At 72.4% G+C, this 22,084-nt stretch carries 22 protein-coding genes and 1 tRNA gene; 13 read left to right on the top strand and 10 right to left on the bottom strand.

Annotation, left to right across the window (positions count from 1 at the left end):
• Together NDW01_RS38530 and nrfD are read left to right on the top strand one after the other, a co-directional pair.
• Nucleotides 1–837 (top strand): 4Fe-4S dicluster domain-containing protein, encoded by an 837-nt coding sequence (locus tag NDW01_RS38530; RefSeq protein WP_252829378.1) that lies wholly within the window; start codon nt 1–3, stop codon nt 835–837.
• Between the two features lie 89 nt (nt 838–926).
• Nucleotides 927–1,835: an NrfD/PsrC family molybdoenzyme membrane anchor subunit gene (gene nrfD, locus NDW01_RS38535; protein WP_252829380.1), complete on the top strand. Its 909-nt coding sequence runs from the start codon at nt 927–929 to the stop codon at nt 1,833–1,835.
• A 109-nt stretch (nt 1,836–1,944) separates the two neighbouring features.
• On the opposite strand, the gene NDW01_RS38540 is transcribed toward nrfD, so the two are convergent.
• From NDW01_RS38540 to selD, 3 genes are all read right to left on the bottom strand, one after another.
• Entirely contained in the window at nt 1,945–2,721 is a 777-nt protein-coding gene (locus tag NDW01_RS38540) for an LppU/SCO3897 family protein (protein WP_252829382.1), read from the bottom strand.
• Between the two features lie 151 nt (nt 2,722–2,872).
• Complete coding sequence (locus tag NDW01_RS44110) at nt 2,873–3,514, bottom strand: trimeric intracellular cation channel family protein (RefSeq protein WP_252785916.1); 642 nt, start codon at nt 3,512–3,514, stop codon at nt 2,873–2,875.
• Nucleotides 3,515–3,583: 69 nt separating this feature from the next.
• Nucleotides 3,584–4,591 carry a selenide, water dikinase SelD gene (gene selD / locus NDW01_RS38550; protein WP_252829383.1) on the bottom strand — a complete coding sequence of 336 codons (1,008 nt, stop codon included), beginning with the start codon at nt 4,589–4,591 and terminating at the stop codon, nt 3,584–3,586.
• Nucleotides 4,592–4,695: 104 nt separating this feature from the next.
• Between selD and NDW01_RS38555 the strand changes: the two genes are divergently transcribed.
• The 5 genes from NDW01_RS38555 to NDW01_RS38575 all read left to right on the top strand — a co-directional run bounded on the left by NDW01_RS38555 (nt 4,696) and on the right by NDW01_RS38575 (nt 10,310).
• Nucleotides 4,696–4,953 carry a DUF6412 domain-containing protein gene (locus NDW01_RS38555; protein ID WP_252829385.1) on the top strand — a complete coding sequence of 86 codons (258 nt, stop codon included), beginning with the start codon at nt 4,696–4,698 and terminating at the stop codon, nt 4,951–4,953.
• 123 nt (nt 4,954–5,076) lie between these two features.
• Entirely contained in the window at nt 5,077–5,781 is a 705-nt protein-coding gene (locus NDW01_RS38560; RefSeq protein ID WP_252829387.1) for a YidC/Oxa1 family membrane protein insertase, read from the top strand.
• A gap of 14 nt (nt 5,782–5,795) precedes the next feature.
• Nucleotides 5,796–5,891, top strand: a tRNA-Sec gene (locus NDW01_RS38565).
• A 537-nt stretch (nt 5,892–6,428) separates the two neighbouring features.
• Nucleotides 6,429–8,627 (top strand): alpha-L-rhamnosidase C-terminal domain-containing protein, encoded by a 2,199-nt coding sequence (locus NDW01_RS38570; protein WP_252829389.1) that lies wholly within the window; start codon nt 6,429–6,431, stop codon nt 8,625–8,627.
• Nucleotides 8,628–8,783: 156 nt separating this feature from the next.
• Nucleotides 8,784–10,310, top strand: a complete 1,527-nt coding sequence (locus NDW01_RS38575) for an alpha/beta hydrolase domain-containing protein (RefSeq protein ID WP_252829390.1) — start codon at nt 8,784–8,786, stop codon at nt 10,308–10,310.
• 181 nt (nt 10,311–10,491) lie between these two features.
• On the opposite strand, the gene NDW01_RS38580 is transcribed toward NDW01_RS38575, so the two are convergent.
• From NDW01_RS38580 to NDW01_RS38590, 3 genes are read right to left on the bottom strand one after another with little or no spacing between them, the layout of a single operon-like run.
• Nucleotides 10,492–10,911: a winged helix-turn-helix transcriptional regulator gene (locus NDW01_RS38580; protein ID WP_252829392.1), complete on the bottom strand. Its 420-nt coding sequence runs from the start codon at nt 10,909–10,911 to the stop codon at nt 10,492–10,494.
• Between the two features lie 60 nt (nt 10,912–10,971).
• Nucleotides 10,972–12,213, bottom strand: a complete 1,242-nt coding sequence (locus NDW01_RS38585; RefSeq protein WP_252829394.1) for a hypothetical protein — start codon at nt 12,211–12,213, stop codon at nt 10,972–10,974.
• 2 nt (nt 12,214–12,215) lie between these two features.
• Entirely contained in the window at nt 12,216–13,046 is an 831-nt protein-coding gene (locus NDW01_RS38590) for an alpha/beta fold hydrolase (RefSeq protein ID WP_252829396.1), read from the bottom strand.
• A 141-nt stretch (nt 13,047–13,187) separates the two neighbouring features.
• Between NDW01_RS38590 and NDW01_RS38595 the strand changes: the two genes are divergently transcribed.
• The gene (locus NDW01_RS38595) at nt 13,188–13,715 is read left to right on the top strand and encodes a hypothetical protein (protein ID WP_252829398.1); all 528 of its coding nucleotides are present in this window, start codon (nt 13,188–13,190) and stop codon (nt 13,713–13,715) included.
• A 97-nt stretch (nt 13,716–13,812) separates the two neighbouring features.
• Here the strand turns inward: NDW01_RS38595 and NDW01_RS38600 are convergent, their stop codons facing one another.
• Complete coding sequence (locus tag NDW01_RS38600; RefSeq protein WP_252829400.1) at nt 13,813–14,013, bottom strand: hypothetical protein; 201 nt, start codon at nt 14,011–14,013, stop codon at nt 13,813–13,815.
• 344 nt (nt 14,014–14,357) lie between these two features.
• Nucleotides 14,358–15,083, bottom strand: a complete 726-nt coding sequence (locus NDW01_RS38605) for an acetate uptake transporter family protein (RefSeq protein ID WP_252829402.1) — start codon at nt 15,081–15,083, stop codon at nt 14,358–14,360.
• Between the two features lie 625 nt (nt 15,084–15,708).
• Between NDW01_RS38605 and NDW01_RS38610 the strand changes: the two genes are divergently transcribed.
• Nucleotides 15,709–16,464 carry a protein phosphatase 2C domain-containing protein gene (locus tag NDW01_RS38610; RefSeq protein WP_252829403.1) on the top strand — a complete coding sequence of 252 codons (756 nt, stop codon included), beginning with the start codon at nt 15,709–15,711 and terminating at the stop codon, nt 16,462–16,464.
• An 18-nt stretch (nt 16,465–16,482) separates the two neighbouring features.
• Here NDW01_RS38610 and NDW01_RS38615 read toward each other — a convergent pair whose 3' ends face one another.
• A complete protein-coding gene (locus NDW01_RS38615) occupies nt 16,483–17,997 on the bottom strand; it encodes an MFS transporter (RefSeq protein WP_252829405.1) in 1,515 nt (504 codons plus the stop codon).
• Nucleotides 17,998–18,082: 85 nt separating this feature from the next.
• On the opposite strand from NDW01_RS38615, the gene NDW01_RS38620 reads away from it, so the two are divergent.
• Both NDW01_RS38620 and NDW01_RS38625 read left to right on the top strand, forming a co-directional pair.
• Entirely contained in the window at nt 18,083–18,478 is a 396-nt protein-coding gene (locus NDW01_RS38620; RefSeq protein ID WP_252829406.1) for a MarR family winged helix-turn-helix transcriptional regulator, read from the top strand.
• Between the two features lie 534 nt (nt 18,479–19,012).
• A complete protein-coding gene (locus NDW01_RS38625; protein ID WP_252829408.1) occupies nt 19,013–19,678 on the top strand; it encodes a hypothetical protein in 666 nt (221 codons plus the stop codon).
• Between the two features lie 164 nt (nt 19,679–19,842).
• On the opposite strand, the gene NDW01_RS38630 is transcribed toward NDW01_RS38625, so the two are convergent.
• Nucleotides 19,843–20,367, bottom strand: coding sequence for a DinB family protein (locus NDW01_RS38630; RefSeq protein ID WP_252829410.1), 525 nt, complete (start codon nt 20,365–20,367; stop codon nt 19,843–19,845).
• A 99-nt stretch (nt 20,368–20,466) separates the two neighbouring features.
• On the opposite strand from NDW01_RS38630, the gene NDW01_RS38635 reads away from it, so the two are divergent.
• The gene (locus NDW01_RS38635) at nt 20,467–21,423 is read left to right on the top strand and encodes a GlxA family transcriptional regulator (protein WP_252829411.1); all 957 of its coding nucleotides are present in this window, start codon (nt 20,467–20,469) and stop codon (nt 21,421–21,423) included.
• A complete protein-coding gene (locus NDW01_RS38640; protein WP_252829413.1) occupies nt 21,420–22,019 on the top strand; it encodes a DJ-1/PfpI family protein in 600 nt (199 codons plus the stop codon). Before NDW01_RS38635 ends, NDW01_RS38640 begins: the two co-directional genes overlap by 4 nt.
• Nucleotides 22,020–22,084 lie beyond the last annotated feature (65 nt).

Here is a 22,084-nt window from a genome sequence, read left to right on the forward strand (position 1 = left end):
ATGAGCAACAGCCTGTACGGCCCCCTCCCGGATGTCGCGGAGGACGCCGGCTACACCGGCGCGCCCGAGCGCCGCGGGTTCTTCACCGACACCTCGGTGTGCATCGGCTGTAAGGCCTGCGAGGTCGCCTGCAAGGAGTGGAACGCCGTCCCCGACGACGGGTTCGCGCTGACCGGCATGTCCTACGACAACACCGGCGCGCTCGGCGCCAGCACCTGGCGGCACGTCGCGTTCGTCGAGCAGACCCGGCCGCGTCAGGTCGGCGACGGGGGCGACACCCGCTGGCTCATGGCCTCTGACGTGTGCAAGCACTGCACGCATGCCGCCTGCCTCGACGTCTGCCCCACGGGCGCGCTCATCCGCACCGAGTTCGCCACCGTCGTCGTCCAGTCCGACGTCTGCAACGGCTGCGCCTACTGCGTGTCCGCCTGCCCGTACGGCGTCATCGACCGCCGCGAGGACGACGGGCGGGCGTGGAAGTGCACGCTCTGCTACGACCGGATCGGCGACGGCCTCGAACCCGCCTGCGCCAAGGCGTGCCCGACCGACTCCATCCAGTACGGCCCGCTCGACGAACTGCGCGAGCGCGCCAGGGCCCGGCTGGACGCGCTGCACGAGGAGGGCGTGACGGAGGCCCGCCTGTACGGCGAGGACGAGAACGACGGCGTCGGCGGTGCCGGTGCCTTCTTCCTGCTGCTCGACGAGCCGGAGGTGTACGGCCTGCCGCCGGACCCGGTCGTCACCACCCGCGACCTGCCGGCCATGTGGAAGTGGGCCGGCGGCGCGGCCCTGGCCCTGGCCGGCGGAGTGGCCCTGTCGTTCCTCGGGAGGCGCTGATGCAGCCGGATCGGGACGAACGGCGCACCGGGCGACGAGAAGAGCGACGCGGCGGAAGAGGAGGCGGAGGCGGAGGCCGTGAGGAGCGCATGGTCCCGCGCGCGGAGTTCCGCTCCTACTACGGCCGCCCGATCCTGAAGAAGCCGCGCTGGAAGGCCCCGCACATGCCGGGCTACCTCTACCTGGGCGGCCTGTCGGGCGCCTCCTCGACGATGGCGGCGCTGGCCGACGCCACCGGACGGCAGCGGCTGGCGCTGACCGGCAGGATCACGGCCGCGGCGGCGGGCACGGCGGGCGCCGGGCTGCTCGTCGCCGAGCTCGGGCGGCCCGAGCGGTTCCTCAACATGCTGCGCATGTTCAAGCCGACCTCGCCGATGAGCGTCGGCTCATGGATCCTCGCCGGTCAGGGCGGGTTCACGATGGCGGCGGCGGCGTCCGCCGTCACCGGGATCGCCCCCGGCCTCGGCCGGGCGGCCGGCGCGGCGGCAGCGGTGACCGGTCCCCTCGTCGCGACCTACACGGGCGTCCTGCTGGCCGACACCGCGGTGCCCGCCTGGCATGAGGCCTACCGGCATCTGCCGCTGCTGTTCGCGGGCAGTTCCCTGGCGAGCGGCGGAGCGGTCACCATGATCGCCACCCCCCGCGGCGACGCGGGCCCCGCGCGCCGGATGGCGCTCCTCGGCGCCGGTCTCGAACTGGCCGCCGCCGGAGCCCTCGAACGCGGCATGGGCCTGCGCGAACGCCCGGAGCTCGTCTCCGAGCCCTACCGGACCGGACGCGCAGGCGTCCTCTTGCGCACCGGTCGGGCGCTGACCGTCGTGGGGGCGGTCGGCGCCGTCGCGGCGAGCCGGAGCCGGGCGGCCGGCGTCATCGCCGGCCTCGCGCTCACCGGAGGCGCGCTGTGCACCCGGTTCGCCGTCCTCTACGCCGGGCACGCCTCGGCGGAGGACCCCAAGTACACGGTGATCCCCCAGCGCGAACGCCGCACCGTGTCCTGAGCCGTGTGGCCCGGACCTCACGGTCCGGGCCACACGTTCTGTGCCGGGGCGGTTCGAGTCGTGCGGCCTCGGCCGTCGGCTCGCCGCGGAGCGACTTCCCTCTCCGGGCTCAGAGCTTCTTCATACAGAGGACGAAGCTCAGGATGGTGATGTCGTTCTTCCGGCGGTACTTCGCCGTGGAACCGGCGACGTTCTTGCACTTGTCCCAGTCGGACGTGCCGGTGTACCGCTTCAGCACCTTGTACGTCCCCGAGTGGCACGTCGTCTGCACCAGGTGCGGGGCGGAGTCCGTGCCGGCGTTGCGCACGCAGTCGCCCGGCTGCACCGTCGCCGCCGCGTCCAGGGTCGGGGAGGACGTGGGCACGTCGGGGCTGTCGGTCGGGCTCGGCTCGACCGTCGGATAACCCCCCGTGGGCGCGCCGGTGGGCACGCTGAACGACGGCGTCGGAAGGGAGATGGGCTTCTTCGAGTGGCCGTCGCTGCTGAGGGCCCACGCGATCGCGCCGCCGCCGCCGAGCACGACCAGCGCCGCGACGATCGCCACCACGATGATCGGGCCGTTGTTCTTGCGCGGCGGCCCCGGAGGCGGCCCCCACCCGCCCGGACCGGACGGCTCAGACGGACCGAAACCTCCACCTCCGCCGCCCCACGGGCCGCCGGGCGGAGGCTGCTGACCGCCGCCGCCGTACGGGTCGCTCGGGTAGTAGGGCTGCTGCCCTCCCTGGCCGGGGTAGGGCTGCTGACCCGTGCCTCCCTGGCCCGGGTAGGGCTGCTGCTGTCCCGGATAGCCTTGGCCGGGGTACGGCTGCTGCGGAGGGTAGCCGCCCTGACCCTGCGGTTGGTTCGAGTACGGCCCCTGGCCGTAGCTCTCAGGTGATTCGTGCACGGACGACCGCCCCTCGTTGCAATACCCCACGAAAGCTGTACTAGCCAACTAGTCTGCGGGCCGATGTGCAAACCGGCCTTTACCTAAGACGTTAGGTTTCGAGTCCCGGATCCCGCCGATCCGTGCCTGACCGAAGCCGGACAGTACCGGATCACGCGTGGTCCTCGTGCCCGCGGGCGCGCGGCATCCGCCACCGCAGGCGGAGTGCCAGCAGCCGGACCCCGAACGCCAGCGCGGCGGTGACCAGGGTCACGAGGTAACCGCGCGCCCCGAGCAGGTACGCGCCGGTGGCGGTCCCGGCGCCGAGGAGGGCGGGGATGATGTACAGCTGCCGGTCGTGGAGGACGTTCGGCACCTCCCGCGCCAGCACGTCCCGCAGGATGCCGCCGCCGATCGCCGTCGTCACGCCCAGCGCCGCCGCGGCCGGCGCCCCCAGCCCGTACGTCAGCGCCTTCATCGCGCCGGCCACACTGAACAGCCCCAGTCCCGCGGCGTCGAGCACCAGCACCGTCCGGCGGATGCGCTCCAGGTGCGGATGCCAGACGGCGGTCAGCGCCGTGGCCACGATCGGCACCGCCGTGTAGCCCACGTCGCGGAACGCCGCCGGCGGCACGGCCCCGATGACGAGGTCGCGCAGCACCCCGCCGCCCAGCGCGGTGATCTCCGCGAGCACGGCCATCCCGACGACGTCGAAGCGCTTACGAACGGCGACGAGCGCGCCGGTGACCGCGAACACGAAGATCCCGGCGAGGTCGATGACGTACTCGACTTCGGTGCCGTGGACGGAGCTCACAGTCGGATCATGCCGTGTCCGCCGTCGTTCGGGGCACGGGGGGTGGCGAGGCCGTGACGTACGGGCGTGTCACCGCACGATCAAGGCGGTGGCCCCGCGCGGGACGAGCTCGCCCACCAACGGCGCGCCCGGTATCTCACCGGCGATGAGGAGCCCCCCGGACGTCTGGGCGTCCGCGAGCAGCAGCCGGTCCTCCTCCGGCACCTTGCCGAAGTCGGCGTGCGGCGTCACCCAGGCGAGGTTGCGGCGGGTACCCCCCGAGACGTACCCCTCGCGCACGGCGTCGCGCGCGCCGTCGAGATAGGGAACGACCGCGGCGTCGACCACGGCGGTGACACCGCTCGCCCGCGCCAGCTTGTACAGATGCCCCAGGAGCCCGAACCCGGTGACATCGGTCGCACAGCGGTGACCGTGCTCCAGCGCCGCCCGTGACGCCTCGGCGTTGAGCGTCGTCATCGCCGCGACGGCCTGCGGGAACACCTCACCCGTCGCCTTGTGCCGCGTGTTCAGCACTCCGACGCCGAGCGGCTTGGTGAGGGAGAGCGGCACGCCGGGCCGCCCGGCGTCCAGGCGCAGCAGCCGTTCGGGATCCGCCAGGCCGGTGACCGCCATGCCGTACTTCGGCTCTGGATCATCCACGCTGTGCCCGCCCGCGACATGGCAGCCGGCCGCGCGTGCGACGTCGAGACCGCCGCGCAGCACCTCGCGCGCCAGTTCCATCGGCAACGTGTCACGGGGCCAGCCGAGGAGATTGACCGCGACGACCGGAGCGCCACCGACGGCGTAGACGTCCGACAGGGCGTTCGTCGCCGCGATCCGTCCCCAGTCGTACGGGTCGTCGACGACCGGGGTGAAGAAGTCGGCGGTGGCCACCACCGCTCGGTCACCCTGGATCCGCACCACCGCCGCGTCGTCGCCGTCGTCCAGCCCGATCAGCAGATCGTCCGGACGCTCCGTGTCGATCAACCCGGCGACGATCTCCTCCAGCTCACCGGGCGGGATCTTGCAGGCGCATCCGCCGCCGTGCGCGAACTGCGTCAGGCGGTACGCCGCCCCGAGCGCTTCACTGCTGCCCATACGGCGAACCTATCGCGGCGGCGGCCCGCCTCCGGCGACGCCCGGATTCCCCCCGTCGCGGGAACCGGGCGCGCGGCGGGCGCGTCTGGTAGAGCATGGGCCGGATGCTCGCCGCCGTCGTCGCGGCGATGATCGCGTGGTGGGATCTCACCGACGCGCCGGCCTCGTCCGCCGTCCTCGTCGTGGCGGCGACCCTGGCCGTCGCCGGCCTCATCGTCCTGGTCGCCCACCGCGTCCCGGTGATCCTCACGGCGGGCCCGCCCATCCGCGCCGCCGCGCTGCGCGAGCGCGCGGGCCGCTCGGCGCTCCTGCGTCTCCGCGACCCTGACGCGCCCGGCCGCCCTCGAGTGCGAGCCCCGTAGGGACACGCGTACGCCGCACCGCCCCCGATACCGTCCGCGTCTCCCGGCGCGGCCGATGCGGGACCGGCCCTGTGCGGCCCCCCGCCGTCCCCACCGACCAACCGCCGAAGGGTCGTCTCTCTCATGCTCGCCGTTCTCGACGGTCCCGTACGCGTGGCGTACGACCTCGTCACCGGACTCGTGTCCGCCCTGCACCCGCTCACCGGGGACCTCGGCGCGGCCCTGGCCATCGTCGTCTTCACCGCCGGGGTCCGCCTCGCCCTCCACCCGCTCAGCCGCCGCCAGGCCGCCGCGGACCGCGCCCGCCGCCGGCTCGCCCCGAAGGTCGAGGCGCTGCGCGAACGTCATCGCGACGACCCGCTCCGCGCCCATCAGGAGGTGACCGCGCTGTACCGGGCCGAGGGCACGTCGATGTTCGCCGGGTTCGGCCCGGCGCTGCTGCAGATGCCGGTCTTCGCCGTCGTCTACCGGCTGTTCCTGTCCCCGGCCGTCGGCGGCCATGCCAACCTGCTGCTCGCTCAGACCCTCTTCGGCGTCCCGCTGGGGAACCGATGGCTCCTGTCGTCCGGCGCCTTCGGCCCGCACGGCCTGGTCTTCCTCTCCCTGTTCGTCGCGCTGGCGGCGGTGGCGTGGTGGACGTCGCGCCGGATTAACGCCGACCGGCCGGCCCCGGCCGAGCCGGTCGGCCGGATGATGCGCCTGCTGCCCTTCGGCACCGTCGTGGTCGCCGCATACGTTCCACTCGCAGCCGTTCTGTACCTGCTGACGTCGACCGCGTGGAGCACCGCCGAGCGCGCCCTCCTGTGGCGCGGGGGCACCGCGGGCTGAGTAGGCTCTGCGGCGGAGGCGGGAGGGTGCCTGGTGGCCCTCGTGGTCTTCAAAACCATTGGTCGGCGCTCGGCGTCGACGGCGGGTTCGATTCCCGTACGCCTCCGCCACCAGCCTCAGCGCCGCGCTGACCGGCGCGAACCGGCAGCGAACCGGCAGCGAACCGGTCCTCTCGTCGTGCGGACGACGCGAATGTTCGGCGCTGAGCCCCGCCCACACGCTCGGCGGCACTCCGCCCCCGCTCGCGTCGCATGAAGAACGGACGGCGCTCGCGCCTTCCTGCCCCTCCCGGGCCTGGTGGGCAGGGAGAGACTCACCTCTCATGTGTCACCCGCTCATGTGTCACCCGCGCCGCCTTGGGTCCTCTGAAGACAGCGCGGTTTCAGGCGGGCGGTATCGGCGCGGATGCCAGCCGGGATCGCCTGAATACCGGCCGACGGAACTGAATGCCCAGCCAAGTCCTTCCGGGCCGGTACCGCAATTACACGAAGGTGGAATTCAGAGGTTAGTGCTGATCAGGGCGCCGATTGTCCGGCCGTTTGACTTTGAGGCGCGTCGAGGTGAGGCTGGTCAGTCAAAGCGGGCCGACCGACTCAATTCAGTCGCATGTCACTGACTTTTCCGAACCTCTCTGGCGGAGGAAGATAATGAATCGCGCAAGACCCGGGCGGGTCGGATCCACCGCCCGCGCACTGCTGACAGGCGCCGTCGGCGCGGCGCTCGTCCTCCCCGGCGCTGCGTGTGCGGGGCCGGGCGGCCGGCAGAGCCTGGCGGCGAACGCCGTGGCCTTGTCGCGAACGGCGACGGCGCCGGATCTGGACTGGCGGTCGCACGTGCTGGCGGTTCCCGGCCGATATGTACGGCCACGTTCGGTCACGGTCGAGGGAAGCGCGGGGAAGGTGACGAATCCCGATGGACTGCGCGCCGAAGGCGGTGGAACGACCACGCTGACGACGACCGGAGACGGCGGCGTGCGGCTGATCGTCGATCTCGGCGTCCTCGCGAGCGGACGCATCGAACTCGGCGTCCGGAAGGCGTCCGGTGCGCCGATCCGGATGTCCTACGCCGAGGGCCGTCAGTTCCTCGGCCGCTGGGGCGACGGAGACACCGACCCGGACGACTTCTTCTATCACGGCAAGACGCTGGGGACGGATGACGATCCCGATGGGCGCGCCGACGTGTTCAAGCCGACGAGTCATCCCACCGTCCTACGGAGTCCCGGACTGCGCGGCTCCCAGCGATACATAGCGATCACGCTGGACGGGCCGGGCACCGCGACCTTCGACTTCGTCCGGGTGCGGCAGACCAATCGTGCGAGCGCCTACGACGGACACTTCCTGTCCAGCGATCCCGTCCTCGACCGCGCGTGGTACGCCAGCGCGTACGGGATCGACCTGTCGACGGTCCGGGACACCCGTAAGAACCCGGGCGCGCGGTGGGTCATCGTCGACGGTCCTAAGCGGGACCGGGTCGTCTACGCCGAGGATCTCCAACTGGTCGCGCAGGCCGCGTACTACCAGAGCGGCGCGTACCGCCGGATCGTCCGTGACAGCCTGAATCTCTTCGCCTGCCAGCAGGAGCCCGATGGCGGACTCCCGGCGGCCTCGCGCATCGACGTCCCGTGCGACCTCGGTCACCCTGGACCGCCGGACGGCTCACCGAAGGGGTTCGAGCCGCCCGGTGACGCGGGCATGGTCCGGCTCGACAGTTTCACCGCGTGGTGGGTGGTCGCCCTCGACGACTACCTCCGGTACACCGGGGACGCCCGGTTCGTGAAGTCGATGCTGCCGGTCGCTCGTCGGGCGGTGCGTCTCTTCGCCGCCCACCCGGCGGACGGCGTGCTCTTCCGCACCGGGACGTACGCCGGGAAGCCCGGCTACAACTGGCACCCGCCGGACAAGGCCGACGGCGTCGACGCCTACACGAACGAGGCCTATTACGGCGCTCTGCGCGCCCTGGCCTCTCTCGAACGGTCGGTGGCCGGAGACGCCGTGGCGGCGAGGTCGCTCGATGCACGCGCGACGAAGGTGCGCGCCGCGATCCTCCGGACCTTCTGGGACGCCAAGGCGGGGGCCATGCTCCTCAACACGGATGATCCACGGCGGACTCACAGCTCCGACGCCAATTCCGGAGCCCTGGCGTTCGGGCTGCTCAGCCCCGAACAGGCGAAGAGCGCCATGGCCTTCCTGAAGCGGCGGCTGGGAACTCCCTACGGAACGGCGACCGGGGAGTATCCCGACGATCCGTACATGACGCGGCAGCTGTCCCCGTACATCATGGCGCGGGAGTCCCTGGGACGTTTCGAGTACGGCGACGGCACCGGAGCGCTGAGTCTCATCCGTACGGCCTGGAACCACATGATCGAGAACGGGCCAGGTACTCCGTGGGAGCAGTCGGCGGCCGATGGGACACCCGGGGGAGCGGGGACCGGGACCGGCGGTGGGGCCGACCTCGCTCACGCATGGAGCACCGCTGTGCCCGCGCTGTCCATGGATGTTCTCGGCGTGCGGCCGGTGAGCGACGGATACGCCCGCTGGACGGTCAGCCCCGACCCCGTCGACCTGTCCTGGGCCCAGGGGACCGTGCCCGTGCCCGGCGGGGCCATCTCCACCGCGTGGAAGCGCGGCAAGGACGACGGTTCGTTCACCCTGAGCGTCGCGGCGCCGGAGCACACCACCGGGCGGGTCGCGATTCCGACCTTCCACGGCGACCGCACCATCGCGATGGACGGCCGGATCGCATGGCGGGACGGCCACCCGGTCCGCGGCGTGCACGCGCATCGGGAGGGGGATCGAATCGTGTTCGAACAGGTGCGGGGCGGTCACACCTTCGCCTGGAGCGCGTAGCACGCCACGGTGCGGACGCAGGGTGTTCAGCGCGGTCACGGCGGCCCCGCCATCGGGAGCCCGCCGAAGTTGCAAGGCCGGTGATTTCCCTGATTCCCGGCCGAGGCGGACGGTCGACACTGTGCTTCCCTGACCCCGGTTCCCCAGGAGGCACCCGTGCGCCTACCCGTTCGGTTCCCGTGGCGGCGGTCGATCGCCGCGGCGCTGGGAGCGGTGCTCTGCGCCGTCTTCCTCGGCGCCCCGGCGGCGACCTCGGCCGCCCGGGCCGCAGTCGCCGGCCCGACCATCACGCTGCCGCCCACCGGCGACCACGGCTTCCCGTTCCTCGCCGCGGCGGAGGACCTCGGCTCGTTCGGTTACACCGAGAGCGAGTACTTCATCTCCGGCACCGCCACGGCCTACGCGCCGTCCGGAATCTGGACCTCGGACGGCCGATGGGGCGTCCGCGCGTCCCTCCGCGCCCCGTACCGGACCCGGATCCTCGTCCGCCGGCCCACCGACCCGGCGAAGTTCAACGGCACCGTCGTCGTCGAGTGGCTCAACGTCAGCGGGCAGATCGATCTCTCTCCGGACTACTGGTTCGCACGGGACGAACTGCTCCGCAAGGGCTACGCCTGGGTCGGTGTCTCGGCGCAGGCGGTCGGCGTGAACGGCGGCCTCGGCCAGATCCACGGTCTCAAGGGCTGGGACCCGGAGCGGTACGGCACCCTCTTCCATCCCGGCGACGCCTTCTCGTACGACATCTTCTCCCAGGCCGGGCAGGCGCTGCGCACGCCGAACGGGCCCGACCCGCTCGGCGGGCTGCACATCAGGACGCTGCTCGCCGACGGCGAGTCGCAGTCGGCCGGGTTCATGACGACGTACGCCGACGCCGTCCAGCCGGTGGCGCAGGTCTACGACGGCTTTATGATCCACAGCAACAGCGCCGTCGCCGCGCCGATCACCGGCAACGCCGCCGACACATTGCTGATGCCGAACCCGTCCCGCATCCGGACCGACCTGTCCGTACCGACGTTCGTGGTGCTCACCGAGACCGACGTCCCGCTCGCCTTCGCCGCCCGGCAGCCCGACACGAACCGGGTGGTGCACTGGGAGCTGGCCGGCACCTCGCACGGCGACCAGTGGGCGTACGACCTCGGCAACCCGACCGTGCAGAAGTCCGCGGGCTCCGCCGCGCCACAGCCCGACTGCGCCGCGGGGTCGGCCCCGTACAACGACGGGCCCGGTCACTACGCGATGAACGCCGCGCTGCGCCACCTGGCCGACTGGGCGCAGGGCGGGGCCCCGCCGCCGAGCGGGCCCGCGCTGAACGCCGACGTGCGCGACCCGAGCACCGGTCTGGCCACCGGAGGGATCCGGCTGCCCGACGTCGCGGTGCCGACCCGTACGCTCACCGGGCTGCGGGACACCAGCGGCGGCGGCGTCTTCTGCGGACTGTACGGCGCGAGCGATCCCTGGAACGGCGACGCCGACCCCTGGGACCGGCACAACGCCGGTGACCCGTCCGACCCCGCACCTCCGCTGAACACCGAGCCGGTGCTCAGCCGGCTCTACCCGACCCACGCGGACTATGTGGGCAAGGTACGGGCGGCCGCGCAGGCGTCGGTGAACGCCGGGTATCTCCTGCCGGAGGACGCCACGACCATCGTCACCGCCGCGCAGAACTCCAGCATCGGCGGCTGACCTCAGAGGGGTCCGGCCGCGAGCCCCGTCCCGGGATCGGCCCGGGGCGGGGCCGTGCGCGGGCCGCATCGGCCCGGACGCCGCGCCGGCCAGATCGCGGACGGCCCGCGGTCGGCGCGGTCGCCTGTTCGCCGGCGGTGGCCTCACTGGTCGGCGGTCGCTTCACCGGCCGGCGCCGGCCTCATCGGCCGGCGGCCCATTCCACTTCGTTGATGTGCCGCTCGGCCCGGTCCCGTATCGCCGCCAGCGGTTCCGTCACGGTACGGCCGAGGTCGGTGAGGCGGTACTCCACCCGGGGTGGCACCGTGGGGTGGGCCGTAAGGGCGACCAGTCCGTCACGCTCCAGGCTGCGCAGCGTCTGGGTGAGCATCTTGTCGCTGACCCCGTCGATCTCCGCGCGCAGTTCGGAGAACCGTCGCATCCCCTCGGCCAGTGAGCCGATGATCAGCGCCGTCCACTTGTCGGCGATGCGGTCGAGCGCGGCCCGTGACGGGCACGGCGCGCTGTGGACGTCGGCGGGCTTGCCGTCGGGCAGCCAGGCCAGCGCGGCACGGCCGGGCGTTCCCGGGCGGGGGCGACGGACAGGGGGAGCCTTCGGCATGAGGTCAAACCAACCGAGGGAAAGCGACTTGCTACGCGTCATCCTGATCGTCGGCCGCCTTCAGCCCAGCGGAATGATCTTCGCGATCACCGACGGGATCGGGTCGCCGCCGAGTGCCTCCCGTAGTTCCCGGACGCCCTCGGCACGCCGAGCCGTGCCGAGGGAGAGGTGGTGTTCGATCCGTTCGTTGAAAGTCCTCCGGAACCGCCGGTACAGCCCGTCGTCCTGGCGGATACGACCGGCGATCCGTACGAGGGCCGCGGTTCCGGCAAGGTCGTCCTCGGGCACGGGGTGATCCGGCAGGACGTCGGCGAATCGGCCGGCGGAGCGGCCGAAGAGCGTGCCGTCGAGCCGCCGCACGGTGAAGACGTGCGCGTAGTGCTGTTCGGGCAGCCCGAGCGGCAGCCGCCCGAGGGCCATCGCCTCATGCAGCGCGGTCAGGCCTGGAGCGATCAGGTAGTCGGGGACGGCCGCCGCGCACCGCAGCAGCTCCCGCTGGGGCAGGAGACGGAAGTCGGCGCGGCGACCCGCGACCGAGAAGGTCCGCTCCCGCCCGGGCCCGTAGGGGCCGCCGCAGACCAGCACCCGCGCGAACCGCGGCCAGTCCCGCAGCAGGTCCGGGATCCACCGGTGCAGCAACCGCAGGTAGTCGTCGTTGACGTCGAAGTCCAGCAGGAAGTTCTTGAAACCGCCGACGTTGATGAGGAGGTCGCATCCGGGGGCGGCGTCCTGCGGCACCTCCCGTACGCCTTCCAGGTCGATGATCGAGCCGGTCAGGTGGATCTCGGGGCCGGGCCCGAGAGCGGCGAACGCGGCGGCGCGCTCGGGAACGCCGGGAAAGGTCTGCACGACACTGTGCGCGGCGAGCAGATGCGCCGCGACGATGCGTTCGTGCGGGGACAGGCCGGCCAGATGCCGGGCCGCCGCGGCGAAGGACGAGCGCGGCAGGCTCGCGCACAGGCGCTGGACGGCGGCCAGCGGGCGGCGCAGTGACCAGAAGCCGAACAGGCTGTCCACCACCACGGCGGGGCGGCCGACGGTGGCCGCCCGCAGGACCAGGTCCGCCTCCATCACCGAGATCACCAGGTCACCGGACCCGACCAGGTCATCGATCGCCGTAGACACGGCCCCCGGCGGCCGCTCGTGCAGCTCGTCGAACGCGTCGGCGTTCCGGTGCGCGAAGGCGGCCGCCACGCCATCGCCGACGAACACCCGTTCGTGGCCGGTCAGCAGCCGTGAGACGGCGACGAGCTCGGCCGCCGGTCCGAAGCCGCAGCCTTGCGCCCCCATGATGATCCGCATCGTTACCGTCCCCGGGACGGGGCCGTCGCCGCGAGCACCTCGATGAGCCGGCCGGCGAAGCCGACCGGGTCCTTGGCGTACCCCATGTGACCGCCGGGGAAGAGGACCGGCCGGTGGCCGAGCCGCTCGGCGAGGGCGACCACCGGACGGTGGACGGCGTACGTCCGGGAGGCTTCGCCGCCTGCCGTCACGACCCGGCCCGCGACCGCCTCGAGAGCGGTCAGGTCGGGCACGTGGCGGGTGAACGGCCGCATGACGTGGGCGAGGAAGAACGTGCTGTTGTCGTGTGCCCGGGGCAGCGCCGGCGCGGGGCTTCCGCCGAAGATGGCGCTGAGCCTGTCCAGCGCTGCGGTGACGCCCTCCTGCCGGAAGACCTCGTGGACGTCCTCGAAGAAGGCCCGGTGCTCTTCGGCGTCCGGCAGCAGCGCCATCGCGGGCGGCTCGTGCACGACGACCCGCTGGATCCGGTCCGGCCGGCCCATCGTGAGTTCGAGCGCGGCCAGCCCGCCCGAGCAGCTGCCGAAGACGCGCACCGGCTCCCCACCGGCGGCCACATGGTCGATCAGGCGGGCGGCGTCGTCGGCGTGGACCTCGACCCGTTGGTCGACCGGCGGTCCGTGCAGGACACTGCGGGAGTTGCCGCGCGGATCGTAGGAGATCACCCGGTGGCGGGCGGCCAGGACCGCCGCCGACTCTTCGAACACGGTCGCGTCCGAGGACCCCGCGGCGATCAGTAACAACAGGGGGCCCGTCCCACGGACCTCGTAATGCAGGCTCGCGCCGGGCACGGCGAGCCTGCCGACTTCGACGGCGGCCATGACGCTCCAGGACATTCGAGGAGGACAGCCATCATCGCACAAAGTCACGGGAGTTAACCGGAAAGTACGCGCATGTGGTCAAGGATGTGCTCTCATGGTCCGGCCGGATCGCTCACCGACCGTGAGCGACGCGTCACGGATGACGGAGGAACCTCCATGGCCGACCACGGAACTCCAGCGCGTGTCCTCGTCGCGGCGAGCGCAGCGGTGCTCGGGGCGATCGTGCCGAGCGCGCGCCCGGCCGCCGCGGAGTCGCCCGCCCTCCTGCAGTGCCAGGGCACCGAGACCGTCGCCTACCGGCCCGGAGTGCTCCTGCGGCCCCGGAACATCGAGATCACGACCGCGGGGCGTTTCGGCTCCTGCGTCGGCGGCGGGGCGATGACGAGCGGGGCGTACGCGGAGCGCTTCACCATCTTCGCGGGCTGCGGCGATCTGCTCGACGGCTTTCGGGCCCGGCGCACGTTCCGGTGGAACACCGGAGACACGAGCGTCCTCGACGCGACCGGAAGCAGCACCGCCGTGGCCGGTCAGGTCATCACCACGATCACCGGCCGCATCACCCGGGGTCGTTTCACGGGCCGGACGGCGATTCAGACGGTCACGCTTCCACAGCCGAGCGCGGTGCGCTGTCTCACCACCGGCCTGACGAACGCGACGGGAGTGACGACGCTCAGTGTCGCGTGAACTCGTCTGAGCGAGAAGTCATCGCCGCGGCGGCACGGCCGGCGTTCCGCGTCCGGCCCGGGCGATCGGCTTCTCCGCCGGTGCGGGGGGACGGTGCTCAGACGGTGGTGTGGCCGCTGCACACGTGCCACGACGGCGCCTCGGCCTGGAGGAGCACCGCGTCGCATCCGGAACATGACCACACGCCGTCGGGCACGACGACGTTCCAGGTCGCCGCGTCGTCGCGTGCGCAGGCGAGGCGGTACGCGCGGAGGGAACGGCGCGTCAGGGCTCTACAGAACTCGGCCACACGAGACATGAGGGGGACTCCCGCTGGACAAACCGTCATAAATCAGACTGTCTGTCGAGCGTAGCGGACGGGAGGACCGCCTCTGGCCAGGGGTTTCCTCGTCCCCTGGGTGACCGGTGAGGTCTTCCCCGGCCGATGGAACCCCCGGGCCGGGGCGTGCGGTCCGCCGCGCTTCGCGTCCCCTTCTCGATTCTCCCTGCCCGTGTCCGGCCGTCATCGACGGCGCCGTCCTCCGGAGCGGGCCGCCCGCTGGGCCGCTCGCTCCGGAGGACGGCGACGCGACCTCTGAGGGCGGAAGGCTCCGAGGGCGGCTGTGCCGCCCTCGGAGGAGCGTCCGCGGTCGCGGGAGCCGGTCACTGGCCGATCTTGACCCCCGGCTGTCCGTACTTGTACTCCAGGGGCCGGGTGATCCTCCGGCCCGGGATGTTGGCCGCCGCCCTGTACTTGCCCAGCGGCAGCATGGTCCGCCCGAAGCTGCCCTCCAGCATCATCGCGCCGGCCACGTACAGAGAGGCCGCGGCGGACGCCACGAAGAGCCAGCCCGCGATGATGACCGGCCATGACGCCCCGGCGAAGAAGCCGGCGGCGGCGAACCCGGTCCCCACGGCCAGCAGAACGAGCACGAGGCTCAGGCCCATGCTCTCGGCCGTCGCGGCCATCGCGCAGAGACCGGTGATCACGCACAGCGCGATCAGCCAGAACGCGAACGGTGTGTTGGCGACCCCGATCCGCGGTGCCAGCACGATGGGGAAGGCCCCCGCCGCGACCATCATGAACATGAGGCCGAACGCGAGCCAGAACGCCCCCCAGATCCCGTGTACCGCGGTGGCCAGGCCGTCTCGGGCGCGGTAGGACCACATGCCCGCCAGGAACTGCGCGAGCCCGCCGGCGGTCAGCACGAAGGGGAACAGGATCACCGGGCTGAGTGCGCCCCCGTACCATCGCGCCATCCACGCGCCGACCATCAAGGTCGCCGTCGCCAGCCCGAAGAGACCGAGGATCGACGGCGCGGCGATCGGCTGCAGGAACACCCGGCTCCTGTCCTGCCAGAACGAGAATTCGCGTTGCTCGGTCTCCATCTCCCCGCCCGTGGGTGTACCGGCGGTCTCGTGCCCCCTGGCTCCGGTTCCCGTGGGTCTGTTATAGGCGCCTTGGCCCCTTGATTCGGTCATGGCATCCTCCCCCCTAGCTCACGGATGCCCGAACTGTCCATACCGCGATTCCACCCGCCAAAAACCTCTTATGGGTAGATATTGGTGTATTGGCGCACCTTTATCCGTCGCCGCTTCAGTCACGGAAGTTCCGTCTCGCACCCATGGCCACCTGCGGTGAAGCGGGCCGGCGGCGAGAAGAGAGAAATCTTCTCGACCCGCTGCGCGGGCCGAGGTAACCGATCTTTTGATGGGGATTCGCGCATCGCCGACGCGAGGATTCGCCGAGCATTTCGCTCCCACTTCCGCGTCGAGGCGTACGAGCGCCGGAGCGTGGGACGGTCGGCTCCTCCGCGTACCGGGCACTGTCGCCGCCGTCCGCCGTCCGCCGCCCGCCGTCGGCCGCCCGCCGTCGGCCCGTCGGCCCGATCCTCGCCGCTCGGTGATGGCGGAGACGAGCCCGTGGCGGACCGGCGCTACGGTCAGGTGGCGGCGAAACGCCCGGCGCGGGCGAGGACGTCCGCCGGGATCGCGAACGGAGGTTGAGCAGTCGGTGCAGATCACTTACGCGACCCGGGCGGCCCCCGGCACCGTCAACGAGGACTGTGTGGTCGCCGGTCCGGATTGGGCGGTCGTGCTCGACGGGGCCACCGCGCCCCCCGGCGTGGACAGCGGTTGCGTCCATGACGTCGCGTGGCTGGTGCGGCGGCTCGCGGGTGCGCTGAGCGCCCGGCTGGCCGAGGCCGCCGGCGGCCCGCTCACCGACCTCGTGGCCGACGCGATCGAGCAGGTCCGCGCGTCGCATGGCGGCACCTGCGACCTGGCCAATCCGGACAGTCCGTCATCCACTCTCGCGGTGACGCGCCGGCGCGACGGCCAGGTCGAGTGCCTCGTCCTGGCCGACTCCCCGATCGCGGTACGCGGTCGTGACGGCCGGATCCGGATCGTGGAGGACGATCGCCTCGCGCACCTGCCGGGCGGGCGCCCGTACACGCTCGAACTCGTTCGGGCGCACCGGAACCGGCAGGGCGGCTTCTGGGTCGCGGGCAGCACTCCGGAGGCCGCCCATCAGGCGGTGACGGCGGCCTTCCCGGAGCCGGAGGTCGACCAGGTGGCGATGTTCACCGACGGAGTGACCCGGCTGGTCGAGCACTACGGGTACGACTGGCCGAGTCTGCTGGAGACCGTGCGAACCGGCGGTCCGGCACACGTCATCGGCCTCGTGCGGCAGGCGGAGCGGGCGCGGCCGATACCGGGAGCGAAACCGCACGACGACGCGACCGCGCTGCTCGCGACCATGCCGACCTGACGACCCCCGCCTCTCCGGTCACCCGTGGTCGCCGGGTCGAGCGGCCTCAGTGATCCGCTGAGCCGCGGCGGCTCGGGTCGGCGTGCCCTGCCGCGCCGCCCGCCGGCCCAGCAGGGGGACGAGCGAGATGAGCAGCCCGCCGACGGCCACGGCCGTGACGAAGACCAGGCCGGGCCGGTACTGCGCGAGCATGGCGGCGGGGGAGTGGGATTGCGGTGTCGTGTCGTCGCCGGTGATGAGGGCGGTGGTGACCGCCAGGACGAGCGCGGAGCCGACCTGACCGGCCGTCTGCACGAGCCCGGCGGCGAGCCCCTGCTCGTCGTCCTCGACACCCGCCGTCGCCTGCACGTTGATGGACGGGAACCCGAGGGCGAAGCCGGAGCCGAGCAACAGCACCGTCGGCAGGATGGCCAGCGCGTAGACCGGATGCGTGTCGACGCGCAGGAACAGCAGGTAGCCGGCCGACATCGCGACCAGCCCGCCGACGATGAACCGGGCCGTGCCGAAGCGGTCGATCATCGCCCCCGTGAACGGCGCGCTGAGCACCACCAGGAGCCCGGCGGGCAGCAGCGCCAAGGCCATCGTCAGCGGCGCCCAGCCGAGGACGGACTGCAGGTACAGCGTGACGACGAACTGGAACGAGGTGTACGAGCCGAGCAGCGCGACGATCCCGAGGTTGGCGCGTACGAGCGTGCCCTTGCGCAGGATGCCCAGCCGGACCAGCGGGTGCCGAACCCGGCGCTCGACCAGGAGGAACGCGCCGAGCAGCACGACGACGGCGCCGAACAGCGCCAGCGTCACCGGGGCGGTCCAGCCGCGGTCCGGGGCGGACACCAGGTCGTATACCAGAAGCAGCATCGCCGTGGTGGACGTGAGCGCCCCGAGGACGTCGTGGCCGCCTTCGGAGGCCGGGCGGTCACGCGGGATCAGCGACAATCCGGCGACGAGCGCGATGAGCGCGATCGGCACGGGCATCAGGAAGGTCCAGCGCCAGCCGAGCCCGGTCATGAGCCCGCCGAAGATCAGTCCGAACGAGTAACCGCTGGCGCCGAACACGGTGTAGATCGAGAGCGCCTTGTTGCGCGCCCGGCCCTCGGCGAACGTGGTGGTGATGATCGACAGGCCGGTGGGCGCCGTGAAGGCGGCGCTGACCCCCTTGATGAACCGGGTGGCGATCAGGAGCGGACCCGAGTCGACCAGGCCGCCGAGCAGTGAGGCGACGGCGAACACCGCCAGCGCGATCAGGAACACCCGCCGCCGGCCGAGCAGGTCGGCGGTGCGGCCGCCGAGCAGGAGCAGCCCGCCGTAGCCCAGGACGTATCCGCTGACGATCCACTGGAGGCTGGAGGTGGTCAGGCCCAGCGCCCTGCCGATGGACGGGAGCGCCACGCCGACCATCGACACGTCGAGGCCGTCGAGGAAGAGGACCAGGGAGAGGACGGCCAGGATGCCCCACAGGCGGGTCGGCCACCGGTGAGGGGCGGCCGGGGCACCGGGAAGCGTGCGTGAGTCAGGGATTGCTGTGGTGGTCACGACAGGGAAGTTACATGCATGTGCATCAGATGTCCACGCATTAAATGCAGTTGCATCTTCGGGGGGTCGGTGTTATGGTCCGGGCATGACGGAGACGGGCGAGACCGACCTCGTGCGACGCTGGCGCGACGTCCTGGCCTGTTACAGCACGGTCTCGTGCGCTCTCGACCGTGCGCTGCAGGAGGCCCACGGGATCGGGATGAGCGAGTTCGAAGTGCTGGACCGGTTGATCGACGCCTCCTGCGGCGACCTCCGGATGCACGACCTCGCCGGTTCGATGTACCTCAGTCAGAGCGCGTTGTCGCGGACGGTCGCCCGTCTGGAGCGCGACGGTCTCGTCGAGCGGTCCATGTGCGCCGACGACCGGCGCGCGATCTTCGTGAAGCTCACCGCCGCCGGGCGGGAGCGCCACTCGCGGGCGCGCACGACCCAGCGCGCCGTCCTCGCCCAGCATCTCGCGGCCGAGCCGGCCCGAGCCTGACCTCGAGGCGGTCCGAGCCTGACCTCGTCGGCGGCCCTCCGCGTACCATCGGGGGAGACCGACCCCCGACCACCCCCCCGCCGCGCGCTCTGGGCCGACAGAGGCGGCGGCAGGAGAGCCGTGCATCACGGACCGAGCCATCACGGACCAGATCACCTCTCGGGCTCCGCGTATTCGCCCGTCACCGCCCCCGGACGCGAGCTCCATGCCCTCGGCTATGCCGAGGACCCCATCGCCCGGCCCCTCACCTATCCCGGGCGCCGCCCGCCCGGATCCGGGCTTCTGGTCGACGGATGTTTCCTCGGCATGCGCGCCGCGTCCGCACCGCTCGTCGTTCGCCCGCCTGCCCGGCCGGACCCCGCCGCCGATGCCGCGACACGCGTCGCCTCCGATGCCCCAACGGACGTCGCCCACCCTCGGGCAACCGCTGCCGCTCCCGAGGCCGCGGCCGGCACGGCGGTCCATGACGCCGGCTCGGCGGTTCGACCGGCCGCGCAGCCACCACCCGGGGACTGGCTCATCGATGCGTCGGCGGTGCCGCCGCACGTGTTCGGCGGGCCGGAGATCCCACTGGACGACGCGCTGAGAGCCTGCGGCAGGCCGGTGATGGCCGAACGCCGGCCGGTGCTCGCCATCGGGTCGAACGCCTCGCCCGCCCAGCTCGTGAGGAAGCTCGCACGGTGGACGCGCGTGGTCGTCCCCATGACGTACGCCCGCGTGTCCGGGCTGACCGCCGGGGCGTCCGCGCACGTGAGCCGGCCGGGATACGTGCCCGCCGTCCCGGTGCTCAGCCCGGGCGCGAGCACCGAACTGATCGTCCTGTGGCTCGACGACGAGCAGCTGACGGCCGTCGACCGTACGGAGCCGAACTACCACCGGACACGGCTGCCGGCGTCGGTGACCGCGGAACTGCCCGGCCGGGGGCCGTTCATCTGTGACCTGTACGCCGGGCGGCACGGCTGCCTGACCGGCGAGGACGGCGCCCCGATCGGCCTGGCCGGACAGCCCGAGCTGCTGACGGGGCTCCTCGCGGCGTCTCCCCGCCTGGCACGCCTGACCGGCGCCCGTACCGCGGAGGAGTTCGTCGCCCGTGCCCGCGCCGACGCCCGCCTGCGGGACGGGGTACGGCGGCTGTGGCGCCACGAGGGCGTCGTGCTCGACCAGCCGGAGCTCACCGCGAGGCGCCCCGCGGCACCCTGACCGCTCGCGCAGCCGTGACCGCTCGCGGAGCCGTGACCGCTCGCGGAGCCGTGACCGCTCGCGGAGCCGTGACCGCTCGCCTACCCGTGACGGCTCGCGCGGCCCTGACGGCGTACGGACGGCTCAGTCCGATCGGCTCCCGTACCGCGGCGTCGAGGGATCCGTCATTCGCCGACCGTTCCGTCGATCAGCTCGCGTACGACGTCGAGCTGCCCGACGTGCCGCGCGTACTCCTGCAGCAGGTGGAACAGGATCCGGCCCAGCGTCGGCCGGACCGCCGGCCGCGCGAACCGGCCGCCGTCGGACGCCACGTCGGTCAGGCGGGCCGCCGCGACGATCTTCCGGGACCGCCGGCACTGTTCGGCGAAGAACGCCACGACCTCCTCGACGCTCTCGCCGTCGGCGACGTGCCACCGGCCGTCCGGCCCGTCGTCGCCCCAGGGCTCCCGGACCGGCTCCCCGGCGAACCCCCATTCCAGCCACCGCCGTTCGACGTGGGCCAGGTGCTTGAGCAGCTCCAGAGGGGTCCATCCGCTGGGCGGCACGCTGCCGCGCAGTCGCCGCTCGGACAGGCCGTCCAGCTTGCGCAGGACGGCGTCCCGGTAGAAGTCGAGGTACGCGGCGAGCAGCTCGGCGGGATCGCTCATCGTCTGCGGAGGCTCGGGCGCGGCGTTCCTGGGGCCGATCATCGTCCGACGGTATCGGAGCCGGACGCGGGCGGCGCGATGGCGTGATCCGTGGGGTACCCGTCGTTGACGCCATCGCGAGCGGCGGGCGAGCCTGGGGAGGTGGACGCGCCCCCGATCTGTTTCGTCGTCTTCGACGGCTTCCAGTCGCTCGACCTCACCGGACCGTACGAGGTGTTCGACCACGCGGGATACCGGTCGCGGATCGTCGCTCCGCGGGCCGGGCTCGTACGCTCGCGGAGCGGCCTGCCCGTGTACGCCGAGTTCGGGGTGGACGACGTCGACCCCGGCGGTGTCGACACGCTCGTCGTGGTGGGCGGCGCGGGCGTCGACGCGGCCCGCCTGAACTCCGCGCTGGTCGGCTGGATCGCGGCGGCGGGGGCCACGGCCCGGCGTGTCACGTCCGTGTGCAGCGGGGTATTCCTGCCGGCGGCGGCGGGACTGCTGCGCGGCCGGCGGGTCACGACCCACTGGAAGCGCCGCGACCAGCTCGCCGCCGAACATCCGGAGCTGATCGTCGACTGCGATCCGATCTTCATCCGGGACGGCAGGTTCTGGACGTCCGCGGGCGTGACGGCGGGCATGGACCTGGCCCTCGCGCTGGTCGAGGAGGATCTCGGCCGCGACGTCGCCCACGAGGTGGCCCGCGAGCTGGTCATGTTCCTGCGCCGGCCGGGGAGCCAGTCGCAGTTCAGCGTCCCCCTGTGGTCGGCGCAGCCGTCGAGCGACCCGATCCGCGCCGTCGTCGACGCGGTGCACGCGTCTCCGGGGGCCCGCCACGGCATCGGGGACCTCGCCGAGAGGGCCGGGCTGAGCCCTCGTCACCTGCAGCGCCGGTTCACCGCCGAACTCGGCGTGCCGCCGGCGGCGTACGTCGAACGGGTCCGTGTGGAGGCGGCGCGCCGTGCGCTGGCCGAGGGGGACGACCCGGTCGAGGCCATCGCCCGGCGGTGCGGCTTCGGAACCGCCGAGACGCTGCGCCGGGCGTTCCACCGGCATGTCGGCGTTCCCCCGTCCGACTACCGGCACCGTTTCCGATCGACCAGGGAGTGCGCGTGACCACTTATGGACTACTGCTGTTCGACGACGTGGAGGAACTGGACGTCGTGGGACCGTGGGAGGTCTTCACCGCCTCCTCGATGCTCCGCGACGGAGCCGACATCGCGGTGACCATCGCGGAGAAGTCCGGCGTAGTGCGGTGCAGCAAGGGACTCCGGGTGCTGGCCGACCACTCCTTCGGCGACCACCCGCCCCTGGACGTCCTGCTGGTGCCCGGCGGCCAGGGCACCCGGCGCGAGGTGTCCAACCCGACCCTGATCGACTGGATCGGACGGACCGGCGCGTCCTGGGTCACCGGCGTCTGCACGGGCGCGCTCCTCCTGCACGAGGCCGGGCATGCGCGGGGGCGCCGGGTGGCGACGCACCACGCCTTCGAGGACACGTTGCAGGCACGAGGGGACGTCACCGTCGTACGCGACGCGCGTTACGTGGTCGACGGGAACCTCGTCACCAGTCAGGGCGTCTCGGCCGGCATCGACATGGCGCTGTGGCTGATCGGCCGGCTGCACGGCAGGCAGCACGCCCGGGCCGTGCGCCGATACATCCAGTACGAGCCCGCCCCCCCGTACCTCGCCGACGAACCCCAGGACGCCTGAGCGAAAGGTGATGTGGGCAGCGTCACAAGATGGGAGGCTGCGGGGCCGAACGGGCGGATGGGCTG

This window comes from Actinoallomurus soli, from assembly GCF_024055715.1.
GTDB classification, from domain to species: domain Bacteria; phylum Actinomycetota; class Actinomycetes; order Streptosporangiales; family Streptosporangiaceae; genus Actinoallomurus; species Actinoallomurus soli.